Below are 11,438 nucleotides of genomic sequence, written 5' to 3'. Positions count from 1 at the left end.
TTTTACGCTATGTAAATAATTTATTAACATTTATATTGAGTGCTGGGAATAATTTATGTCAATTTAATTTTCTTCATCTATGCAGTTGTTTGTTTCAACAGGTTACAAGCGATATCTCAGCAATATTCCGACAATAACTAACCTGTTAAGGATGTGGCTTTCTATGCGAAGCAGACAAAATATCAGATTGAGTTGAGTAAAGTAGTAGATATGTACAGGAGACTGAGGAAGTCACGTCTCAGAACTATTGATGGTTATAAATAAAGCGGCAGGTGCCGCTTTATCGAATGCATAAATGATTTGATTATTAATTAATTTCAGGCAGTTGCCATTGAGTTTTCAAAGACTGATATTGGTCTTTAGTCAAGGTCACCATCAATGGGTTTTTATCTTTATCTAACCAGGCTAAGAGTTTATCCATCGCCGCTTCTTCCATCGCGGTACATCCTGCCGTAGGGCTATTGTCCGAACGCCATAAATGCAGAAAGATACAACTTCCGCCGCCGGCGATATTGTCCGGATTGTGATGGACAAAAATCCCTTTCTTATACACCTTATCGTTTTTATGGATATCGCGACGCATCGGCTCGGAGTTACCTTCAAGGGCTTTTTCGCCAACCACCTGAGTGTCAGCTATCTGGTTATACAGTGGCGAGCTGGCAACATCCATACAAAAATGGGTAGCAGACATGGGTTCATAGTTTAAGCCCGTCGGTAAATCAGGCAGATAGCCAAATGCCGTGCCCAGTTCAAAAATCCCTGCAGGTGCTTTGCCATCGCCTTCTTGTTTTTGTTGCCCGGGTTGCACTGGGTGCAAACCTTTACCCCAGGCGATACCAGTTCTGCCTACAACAATGCTATTGCGGATATCGGTTTGCTGCCAGGTGATGTTTTGATTATTGTCAGTTTTCTTGTCGAACCCGACTAGCTCGCCCTGAATCGCATCTTCATCTTCAGTGACAACCAACACAAGCTGTTCGCTATCCAGTGCTTTTACTGAAAAGTTCTCGCTATCAACGGCTTTCTCGGGCGATTCCTGTGGCTCAAGTTCCGAGGAGATATCCTGCCATTGCATATCATAACTCCACTTGTCGAAGTACAGGTTACCACCTTGCCATTCCACTTCACCACGCTGCGAATCAACGGTTTCTGAACGGAAATGCTCTTTAGCGGGCTCAAATTCGCGCGAATAGTCGTCATTGAAGATCAATCGATAGGAATCGATGCCACTTAGGTAGAACCACTTTTCTGCCGGATTTGCGCTATCCAATACTCCATGAGTTACATCCATTGGCACCCAGCCATATGGGGCAAAATAGACCATACCCCAATCGTGCATGGTATCAAACGAGGTTGGCGAAAACTCCCAACCGGACTGCCATCTCGCCGGAATGCCGTTGTAACGCAGTAAAGTGATAAGCAACATGGTTTGCTGGCCACAATCGGCGTGACCTGCGGTCATTGCATATTCACTGATATTTGGAATGGTTGAATATTCGATCGCCGTTGCCCAGGGAATATTATCGACATAAGTAAACAGTTTTTGAGCAATTTTGTAAGGGTTAGTTTCCTCGCCCACGATACGTTTTGACAGGGCCTGAATTTCTGGCGTAAATACCACATGAGGCGGTCTTTGCTGCAGGAACTCTTTTAATTCTGAATCTGGCATTACCGGTGTTACTTTTTCCGGGTCAATCTTAACGCCGATACCATAGGTATCGAACTCATACTCCACCCAAAATTCGGTTGCGGTGTCTTTGACCGCCTGAGTTTCAAAATAAATGGTACGTTGCAGTGTATCCTCACCGGCAATCTGATGAACTTTCGGATTGGAATTTACATAGCGAATGTTTTCCTGGCGACCTTCGATTTCCCGGGGGTAGGGGATCCAGACTTTTAAAGTTTCACCGTCTGGAACCGCATTGGCATCAACGGTCAGGTTGTAGCGAATCTTAAAACGCTTTTGTTCCACCTGACGATGTTCTTCAGTGATTTTCGCAACGATGTCTTTGTGATGCTGATTTAACGCATACAGCGGTGCTCTGTCGGTAAATGGTTGGTAGCCTTTACGACGCGCCAACGCGTCTTCATCCAATTGAAACAGGTTATACCCGGCACTGCGAAAATACTTGGTTTTACCATCGATTATACGATTTTCAAGTAGCCCCTTGGCTTCCCAATCGGCTAACTCCTGATCAGTAACCGGACCAATGTGCTTTTCAATATAGTTTCGAATATCGACTAAATCGGCACTAAAATCCCGCTCGATTCGCTGCATCCGCTCAAGCTCGAAAGCCAGCTGTTGTCGTTGCTTATCTGACAGCTTTGATTGCTCGAGCAATTTTTCGATGTTGGCACGGGCTTGTTGGAATTTTCCTTCTTTGATCAGCTGTTGTTGATCGCTTACCTGGGAAGATTGTTGGGTCACTTCAGGTTTTGGCGCACTATCGCAAGCGGTAAGCTGCAATAACGCACTAAAAGCGGTGAATAGCATAACGGATTTTATATTTCTGCACTGCTGCATGGGAATGTCTTTGCTCCTTAACTACAGGTACGTTAATGATGGAATGGATTCAATTCCAAGGCCTGGAGATTGATTGAGTTTGATGTCGGCACGGTGAAATTGGACACCGCCGATAACCGGGTTAATTTGGCACAACGTCGCGGCATCTAAATCGATTTTGTCGATGGTCTGATATCGAGAAGCGGCGACATGGGCAGCGGCAGCGACGCCAATACTGCTTTCCAGCATACACCCCATCATACAGGGTGAACGGTAAACACTCGCCATATCAGCAATTGTCAGCGCTTTTGAAATGCCACCGGCTTTCATCAATTTGATATTGACGATATCACAACCTTGCTGTTGCATTAAGGCAACCGATTGCGCGAGTGAAAATGCACTTTCATCGGCCATAATCGCCGTATCCAGTTGCTCGGTACAGGTCTTCAGGCCAGCAATATCGTTTGCTGCAACGGGTTGCTCAACAAGTTCAAAGTCGATACCAGCCTGGTTCATCGCTTTTATCGCTTTAATACATTGTTTGGCATTCCAGCCCTGATTGGCATCAAGGCGCAGGGAAATATCTTTGCCCACAGCCTGGGAAATGGCGGAAATTCTTTCAATATCTAGTTGCAGATCTTTACCGACTTTTAGTTTTAAGGTGTCATAGCCTTGGCTGACAGCTTTTTTCGCGTCGCTAACCATCTCGGCCGGGGAGTTAACGCTGATCGTAATATCGGTCTTTAATGTATCGACACCGCCGCCAAGCGCCTGATATAAGGGCAAGCCCAGACTTTGTGCCCACAAGTCATAGATGGCAATTTCCATTGCCGCTTTGGCGGAACTATTGTGAAGCATGGCGCTATCGATGAAGCGACAAATATCGTTAAGGTCAGCGATATTCATCCCCGCAATGCGTGGCCAGATAAAATCGTTAATGGCGGCAATAATCGACGCATGGGTATCTCCGGTGATAACCGCGGTTGCTGGTGCTGAGCCATAGCCTGTCATGCCATTATCCAGAGTAAGCTCTACCACGACATCATCAACATGGTCGACAGTTCTCAAGGCCGTTTTAAACGGGGTAACCAGAGGGACCCTTAATCTGGCCAGGCGTATTTGGGACAATTTCATATCAGCGAATTCGTTTTATGTTGTAAAGAGATTTGATATAGCCTTTGAACGGCAGTAACGGGGTTACTGAAACGCCATTCAAAATGCCGGTAACTTGGTTGCCTTTATCGTCGACATAGCCGAGGCCATAGACATCGTGGATAATAAACGGCTTACCCTGGTCGTAACCTAAGAACATCGCAACATGGCCTGGTAAGTATAAAAGATCGCCCACTTGCAGGTTTTCCAAATCGGCAAGCTTCTGAGCAGGTTTGACGGATTTAGCAAAGCGGATATTTTCTCCATATACATCTTTGCCCTGTTGACCAGAATTACGTGGCATTAAAATGCCAAAAGTTTTATAAATTTCGCCGACAAAGCCAGTACAATCGCGACCATTGTAGTCATGCCCCCAACCATACCTCTCTCCAAGAAACTTAAATGCCTGGTTGATTACGTTTTCCTGAGTAAACGGTAAATAACCGATATTTACATCGGCTTTTCGTGGGATAAGTGTTGGTTCGAGCTTCAAGTTGCCATCGGCATTTCTTGTTGGTAGCAAGACGATATGGCCGGTGTATGGATTATGACCATGTAATTGATATTTACCATAATCACTGTGGCTGATTAAAGGCAGGGATACGCCCATATCAAGTTGCACTTCAGAGGTTTGCGGCATGCTGGGATTAAACGTGGTGAATACTTTGTCACCGGTGACGACCAGACGATTTTTGTCGGCAATGAAATCCTCGACCTGAGTACGTTCGGCAAAGGCAATATCTTTGTTCTGAACCCAGGCTCGGTAATTGTAGCTGCGGACAAAATGCCACTCACCGTCTGTTGATGTGTGGACAACCGCCAACGGTTCACCAGGAAATGCACCGGTTTCCTGAAAACGATCGAGATCCAAATCCATCTTTGCGTTAAATACCCGATCGAGCGTCGGGTAGGTGCGAAGGCTGGTACGCTTTACCACAATCGCAAAACGAACATCCTGATACCCTTTAAGAGAATCGAGGTTCATGCGCTTTTCGTAATCCTGATAATCCTGTTCTGACAGCTTTTTACCGTCTGCATAAAAACGTTCTGAACTGGCAGGCTTGCTGATCGCACGAATGAATTTAGCTATGGTATCCGCTGCCAGTTTATCAGGAAACGTTAGCGGCTTTTTCAGATAGGTGCCACGACTAAATTGCTGTTCATTGAACGCCTGGATCTGCTTGGAGTCCATCAACACGGCGCTGGCGTTTTTGCCATTTTGGGCAACGAGAGACTGTTGCCAGTACTCAGCCATCAGTTTTGCTTCATCAACATGAATGATATTGCTAGTAAAACCTGTCGATTTTGCCTGTACCGGGTTATTGATGAGGATAGTCAGGCAGACAAGCGATATCAGGGCACAAAAATTGTTGGTTATTTGGCTTAATGATTGTCCAGAAAAAAAGGTCATACGGATCCTGCTCTTTGTTGTTCTTATACATCCGCATCAGCGCTGTGCTGAGCCGATGAATTTGCGACGTTAAACGGGAATATTAATCGATGTATCGCCGACCAAGCCGGTCATTTTTGGCAATCCGCGGCGCTACTCATATATTCACTTTACATCATAGTCGGATGTTTTTTTATCGCTTTTAGTTGAATTGCCAAAAGTTGGTAGAGAATGTTAATGCACCGCTGCTGTCACGTTGCTATCTCAATATAAGTCGCTTTCTATGATTTAAGAATAATACTTTCTTGTTGCAAAATGCAATAGTAATAAATTATTCTCTACGGGTGAGGTGACCCTAATTTTTACCCAGGCCGAAGTGGAATTGGATAAAAGTATTTGTGGTAAGTTATTGCCAAGGATATCATTGGCAAATTGTCCCGGTGATTCGAATACAAAGTCTGAAAAGTCGATGTTCGACTAGGGTTGCTGGCTAAATTAATAACAAGTAATAACAAAAACGATTCAGGAGAAGTTGTGTCAGATTGGATTTCGGTGCTACCACCGCTAGTCGCCATTGTTATGGTGCTTTGGAAAAAAGAAGTAATTCTGGCATTACTGATGGCCATTGGCTGTTCAGAGTTGCTGATGTTGGTTTCGCAATCTGAGACCAGTGAGTCGTTACTAACCTTTGGCATCGCCTCTATCGAGCGCGCCGTTGAAGTGTTTCAATCGGAAGGTAATACCCGAATACTGGTGTTTTCGCTGCTTGTGGGGGCTTTATTAGCCTTTATGCGCGAATCTGGAGGGGTGACGGCAACGGTAAACTTTCTGATCCGCAAAGGCGTTAGTGGCAGTGCCAGACGCTCTCGTTTCCTGGCCTTCTTTACCGGTGTGGTCATTTTTATCGAATCGAACCTGAGCGTGTTAATGGCGGGGATTATCTCCCGCGGCCTGTTTGATAAATTTGAAATGAGTCGTGCTCGACTGGCCTACATCATTGACTCAACCTCAGCACCTATCTGTATTCTATTATTGATGAACGGTTGGGGAGCCTATGTATTAGGTTTACTGGGAACCTATGAATTAAATGAATCCTTAGTTGGCATCCTGATTGCGACGATACCGTTAAATTTTTATGCGCTTATTACGCTGGCGATAGTGGTATATACCTGTTGGACCGACAAGACCCACGGCCCATTGAAACAAGCCGAACTTGATCAACAGCGTACCCACAAACACTTAGATTTAGATGTTGAACCATCAAAACCTTCCTTTATGCTGGTGCCGTTACTGACCATGTCTTTTTCAATGGTGTTCTTTATGTTCTTTACCGGCGGCGGTGATTTCACCCAAGGGTCAGGGTCTAAATCCGTTTTGTATGCAACATCTCTGGCGTGTATCGTCGCCTATGTAATGATGGTTGGTTCGAAGCGTTTCAAACATGTGGAAATGACTAAGATTGGCTTTAATGGTATGTCAGAATTATTACCTCTGGTTTGCATAGTTCTGTTTTCTCTGGCACTTGGCGCAAGTCTTAAGGAGTTAGGAACCGGCGCCTTTATTTCTGGTCTGGTTGCTGAAAACTTACCATTATTCCTGGTCCCGGCGATGTTATTCATTGCGGGTGGACTGATGTCCTTTACTACGGGTACGTCATGGGGAACATTTGCGTTATTGATCCCAATTGGCATGCCACTAGTGATCAATTTGGATTTACCTGCACCTTTGTTACTTGCGGCAATTCTTGGTGGCGGCGTATTTGGTGATCACTGTTCACCCATCTCCGATACCACCGCGGTTAGTGCGGTAGCCTCTGGTTGTGACTTACTTGAACACGTGCGAACCCAGTTACCCTATGCCTTATTTGCCGGTGGTTTAACCGTAGCGGCATATATCGTAACCGGCCTGGTCGTAATTGGAGCTTAATAGATGCGTCGATGGAGCAAAACAAAACTGGTCGCCGGCTTACTTTGGGTAGTTGCAGCAACGACTCAGGCGCAACAAGCAGGTAAAGAAAATTTCGTCGATATCAAAACCAGGGTCAACAATGTCGAATACGATATTCGATATTTTGGTAGCAATAATTTTGTTGGTGATAAAGTCGATGGTTACCTGGCCAGTAAGTGTTATATCCACAAAGATGCCATTGCCGCCGTGCAGGCGATGGCAGCAGAGCTGGAACAACAAGGCCTTAAGCTTAAGTTATTTGATTGCTACCGCCCGGAAAAGGCGGTAGCCCATTTTATGCGCTGGGCGCAGGATTTAACGGACACCAAAACCAAGGCAGAATATTATCCTAACCTCCCGAAATCGGCATTGGTTGGCCCTTATATCGCTGAGCGCTCCGGTCACAGTCGTGGTTTCACCATGGATGTTACCTTGCTAAAGAAAGATACCAATGGACAATATCAAGAGCTAGATATGGGATCGGCATTTGATATGTTTGACCCTGTCTCCAATACCGATAACCCGAGTATTAGTGCTCAACAACGAGCCAATCGTATGATATTGAAAAACATCATGCATAAACATGGTTTTGCTGCCTACGACATGGAGTGGTGGCATTTTACCTATGCAGGTATGAGCGCAAAACAAAAGCAGCAGTATTATAATTTTGACGTCAAATAACGGTTTGCCGGCGTTAACATTTAAGTTCTGACCATCGGTGGCCGATCACTTAGCAGGGGCATCAGCCCATGACGGGTTCTCGGCACTATGGTTTTCTTGGATTGCAACATTTTGTGGTTTTTCACCGAACCTAGAAACTTATCATCTCCTATTGCCTGGTTTCTCGCCAAATTTGCCAAAATTAACGTATTAATGCAGGACACAGACAAATCCGATGCAGCTGACGTTTTTGCTTCACTAAATTGCCTTGGCAGAACCGGCGTTGATATAAAGTCATTTACGGCGTCAATATAGATACCATCCTGTATCGGGCTGGCTTTATGTCGGCCTTGCCATAATGATCCTGTGCGCAGATATTTGTCATTAATATAGCGACCATAAATGCTACAGGTATTCTGTAAAACCTTAGGCAGGCTGTGGCTGTTTGTCCCATTCAAAAGCAAGAAGAACTGATTGTTAAATAGTTTTTGTTGCAGTAATTTAGCCTGGTGTTGAGCACAGCTATCGAGCAATAACTGAGAGAAAAAGTCATAGTCCTCGTTTTCAAAAAAGCAGGGTTGGAAGTTATGACCAAATTGAAAAATCAGATAGGGGGTATTGGCAAAGTAATTACGTGATTTTCTGGGCATGAGATTTCCTTATCTTTGTCTGAGAATCTGAGCTGAAGGGTGATGCAGGAAAAGAGTCATAAGAGGCAATAATTATCGATTAATAAGAAAACCAAGGGTTTTCTTCCGGCATCCTTGCCAATAATTACTAAAGCACCTCTTAATCCTCCCTGAATAACAAGCATGCAATTCCATATGCATAGCGTCCTGCTATTTACGACATCTCACCATCCTTGAGAGCGGCCATCCTGGCCTATAACCCTTTGTTATATATTAACGAAAACAGTCAGTTATCAAGATGTTCCGAGTAATTAACAAAAAGTTACATTTTCACTTTAGTTTCTAAAATGTGAACATACAAAATGAAAATGCCTGAAAAATATTCACGCGACGAATCAGCTAACTCTTTTACTGGCTTTATCGCGTTAAGTGCTTGAAAATTATAATTTAAATTAGGTTTCGAGTTTCTCGGTTGATGTCAGTTTTACCTTTTGTATCCGGAGCAATAGTTAGTGACTTATCAACAAGGTCCGGCAGTGGCGTAGCTTTTGATTGCTCATTCCTTCCATTAATTCGCCAAAGATAATTGTTACTTTAACGTTTATTTCTTGATAATTTGCTGATCTAATGAAATTATTTAAGAACACCAGTGGTCTTAATCAACACCATTTGGGTGGGGTTTTTGCTCTTTCGAGGTTGCTGCGTTTAACCCTCATCTTGCTAAGGTAAGGGGAGAAAATTAAACGGCTATTGCTTGGTGAATCACCTATCATTAGCAAACCGATTAGCCTCGAGAGAATAACAACCCAACATTTCTAATTGGTTACGTTACAATAACTTAGGAAGATAGATATGAAATCGTTTAAGCAATATTTAGTTACTGCGCTGTTGGGTGCATTTGTACTTGGTTTTCTAGCAAGCGCTCCAGCCAAAGCGGAATCTAACCCATTTGTGGCACAGGATGTGGCTTTCTCTGCTGACTTTGATGCAGGTGAGAAAGAGAAAGGCAAGTGCGGCGAAGGTAAATGCGGCGAAGGCAAAAAAGGCAAGTGTGGCGAAGGTAAAAAAGAGAAATGCGGCGAAGGCAAATGCGGCGAGGGTAAAAAAGGCAAGTGTGGCGAAGGTAAATGCGGCGAAGGCAAAAAGAAAGAAAGCAAATGTGGTGAAGGTAAGTGTGGCGAATAATCGCTAGCTTCTTTCCAGTTTGTTAAAAAAAACCCTGGCTTGCCAGGGTTTTTTTTTTGCACATGGATGTGCTTAGTCGAGATATTGCCATCCATGATATCTCGATATTCAATACGTCCTTGTATCTTGTCGAGATATAACCATCCATGATATCTCGACATATCGTAAATCCCTTTACTAATCCTCCCGAACCATGGATGGTAGCAAGGGAGGGTTATTAAGTTCTCGCTAGTCTCACACCTCACATGATTTAAGCCCTGTGCGCGAGCAATCGATGATTCGTTTGCAGTACCAAGATTCTGTCCTACTATTAATCCCATCAAACCGGTACGGGTTGGTTTTATCAATTGCAGTTGTCAGGGAATTGACCGTATTAGTTGTTCTGGTGAGTCCCATGACAAGAATCAAAACCGTTTTCTGGCTAAGCCTGATACTAGTGGTTGGCTTGTGGGTCAGTGCCGAACAAATCTTTGCCGCGACCTACGACTTTTTCCCATTCAGAAAATCTATGATTTATTTCACCGGCGTTGTCGCTGTTTTCGCCATGGGATTCGGTATGTTATTGGCGTTGCGTCCGGCGTTCCTTTCACGCTACCTTGGCGGCCTAGACAAATCTTATCGATTGCATAAATGGTTAGGCATCTGTGCCCTGGTCTTTTCCATTGCCCATTATCTGTGGATCAAGGTTCCCCATTGGTTAATTGACGCCGGGGTTATGGTTAAACCCGATAAACCACCAAAGCCAGAAGCGAGTTCGGAAATCGAACAACTGTTTCGGGACTGGCATGGCCTTGCGGAAACGTTAGGGGAGTGGGGCTTTTACCTGGTTGTTATTTTAATTTTGATAGCACTGATAAAATGGTTTCCTTATCGAGTGTTTTTCAATACCCACCGTTTGCTGGCCGTATTGTTTTTAGTTCTGGTCTTTCATTCCGTTGTGCTGATGAAATTCGATTACTGGCAAACACCCTTGGCCTGGGTCGTTAGTGTGTTGATGACGATTGGTGCAGTCGCCGCATTATTCTCACTAGTTAGAAAAATCGGTAATCGTCGCACTGTCGTTGGGGTGGTGGAATCCGTCGATTACCATCACGATAATAAAGTTCTTGCGGTTGAGGTTCTTTTAAAAGATCGTTGGCCAGGGCATCAGGCTGGTCAGTTTGCATTTGTGCAATTTGACGACAAGGAAGGGCACCATCCCTTTACCATCAGCTCATCCTGGCAAGAAGACGGTAAATTACACTTTAATATTAAAGGCCTTGGTGATTACACCAGGGTATTACCAGAGCGCTTACGTAAAGGTGATTTAGCAACTATCGAAGGACCTTACGGTCAATTTACTTTTAAATCTCAGGCAAAGCGGCAAATCTGGATTGGCGCTGGCATTGGTATTACCCCGTTCATGGCGCGTATGGCGGATCTCGAACAACTCAGTGATGGTAAAGATATTGACCTGTTTTACTGCACCCGAATGCCAGATAAAGATTTCATTGATAAGATTCATGTTCTCGCCGATAAAGCCAATATTAACTTGTATGTTGTCGATGAAAATACCGATGGACTATTGAGCCTCGAAGACATTCAGCAACAAGTCGGTAATTTAAGTGATAGTGATTTCTGGTTCTGTGGACCTGGTCCTTTTGCAAAATCCCTGCAAAAATCGCTTAATCGCAATAAGGTGAAACTTCACGGTTTTCATCAGGAGCTATTTCAGCTTCGTTAAGCGTTAAATTCAATCAGTTACCCTGTGGCTTTGTCATTTTCCCAACCTATGAATTTCCTTGGGCGCTATGTCCTTGCCATACTTTAATCCTTGCAATATTGTCAGAAAGGAATATTTCTAGGCTAAAGCAATTAAATTAACTTAAAGCTTTAAATAACTTAGTTTTTGTCTATCTTTCTCATGCTTATCGCATAGCAAATTACTTGTGTACATTCATGTTGCATTTTTTAACATTTTTTTTACCTGACA

General features: G+C 44.0%; 8 protein-coding genes. 4 read left to right on the top strand and 4 right to left on the bottom strand.

Annotated elements, in window-relative coordinates:
- Window positions 1–307 precede the first annotated feature (307 nt).
- Genes FNC98_RS10345 through FNC98_RS10335 form a run of 3 tightly spaced genes read right to left on the bottom strand, consistent with a single transcriptional unit; the run spans window position 308 to window position 5,066 of the window.
- Window positions 308–2,524 (bottom strand): transglutaminase domain-containing protein, encoded by a 2,217-nt coding sequence (locus FNC98_RS10345; RefSeq protein WP_221932880.1) that lies wholly within the window; start codon window positions 2,522–2,524, stop codon window positions 308–310.
- 21 nt (window positions 2,525–2,545) lie between these two features.
- Entirely contained in the window at window positions 2,546–3,637 is a 1,092-nt protein-coding gene (locus FNC98_RS10340) for a dipeptide epimerase (protein ID WP_143581162.1), read from the bottom strand.
- Between the two features lies 1 nt (window position 3,638).
- On the bottom strand, window positions 3,639–5,066 hold the full coding sequence (locus FNC98_RS10335) for an SH3 domain-containing protein (RefSeq protein ID WP_143581161.1): 1,428 nt from the start codon (window positions 5,064–5,066) through the stop codon (window positions 3,639–3,641).
- A gap of 558 nt (window positions 5,067–5,624) precedes the next feature.
- Here FNC98_RS10335 and FNC98_RS10330 point away from each other — a divergent pair.
- Window positions 5,625–6,971 carry a Na+/H+ antiporter NhaC family protein gene (locus tag FNC98_RS10330; protein ID WP_144035530.1) on the top strand — a complete coding sequence of 449 codons (1,347 nt, stop codon included), beginning with the start codon at window positions 5,625–5,627 and terminating at the stop codon, window positions 6,969–6,971.
- 3 nt (window positions 6,972–6,974) lie between these two features.
- Window positions 6,975–7,673 carry a M15 family metallopeptidase gene (locus FNC98_RS10325; protein ID WP_143581160.1) on the top strand — a complete coding sequence of 233 codons (699 nt, stop codon included), beginning with the start codon at window positions 6,975–6,977 and terminating at the stop codon, window positions 7,671–7,673.
- Window positions 7,674–7,693: 20 nt separating this feature from the next.
- On the opposite strand, the gene FNC98_RS10320 is transcribed toward FNC98_RS10325, so the two are convergent.
- Entirely contained in the window at window positions 7,694–8,302 is a 609-nt protein-coding gene (locus tag FNC98_RS10320; RefSeq protein WP_143581159.1) for a transposase, read from the bottom strand.
- Window positions 8,303–9,133: 831 nt separating this feature from the next.
- On the opposite strand from FNC98_RS10320, the gene FNC98_RS10315 reads away from it, so the two are divergent.
- Both FNC98_RS10315 and FNC98_RS10310 read left to right on the top strand, forming a co-directional pair.
- Window positions 9,134–9,466, top strand: a complete 333-nt coding sequence (locus FNC98_RS10315; RefSeq protein WP_143581158.1) for a hypothetical protein — start codon at window positions 9,134–9,136, stop codon at window positions 9,464–9,466.
- 394 nt (window positions 9,467–9,860) lie between these two features.
- Complete coding sequence (locus tag FNC98_RS10310; RefSeq protein WP_143581157.1) at window positions 9,861–11,189, top strand: ferric reductase-like transmembrane domain-containing protein; 1,329 nt, start codon at window positions 9,861–9,863, stop codon at window positions 11,187–11,189.
- The last annotated feature ends 249 nt before the right edge of the window (window positions 11,190–11,438 follow it).

Source organism: Thalassotalea sp. PS06 (assembly GCF_007197775.1).
Taxonomy (GTDB): Bacteria; Pseudomonadota; Gammaproteobacteria; order Enterobacterales; family Alteromonadaceae; genus Thalassotalea_A.
Note: the sequence above shows the minus strand (reverse complement) of the source record. Positions and strands in the feature narration are given on the sequence as shown.

Excerpts from the sequence above, each read along its gene's own strand:
- FNC98_RS10345 (WP_221932880.1), bottom strand. The coding sequence starts at position 2,524 with ATGCAGCAGTGCAGAAATATAAAATCCGTTATGCTATTCACCGCTTTT.
- FNC98_RS10340 (WP_143581162.1), bottom strand. The coding sequence starts at position 3,637 with ATGAAATTGTCCCAAATACGCCTGGCCAGATTAAGGGTCCCTCTGGTT.
- FNC98_RS10335 (WP_143581161.1), bottom strand. The coding sequence starts at position 5,066 with ATGACCTTTTTTTCTGGACAATCATTAAGCCAAATAACCAACAATTTT.
- FNC98_RS10330 (WP_144035530.1), top strand. The coding sequence starts at position 5,625 with ATGGTGCTTTGGAAAAAAGAAGTAATTCTGGCATTACTGATGGCCATT.
- FNC98_RS10325 (WP_143581160.1), top strand. The coding sequence starts at position 6,975 with ATGCGTCGATGGAGCAAAACAAAACTGGTCGCCGGCTTACTTTGGGTA.
- FNC98_RS10320 (WP_143581159.1), bottom strand. The coding sequence starts at position 8,302 with ATGCCCAGAAAATCACGTAATTACTTTGCCAATACCCCCTATCTGATT.
- FNC98_RS10315 (WP_143581158.1), top strand. The coding sequence starts at position 9,134 with ATGAAATCGTTTAAGCAATATTTAGTTACTGCGCTGTTGGGTGCATTT.
- FNC98_RS10310 (WP_143581157.1), top strand. The coding sequence starts at position 9,861 with ATGACAAGAATCAAAACCGTTTTCTGGCTAAGCCTGATACTAGTGGTT.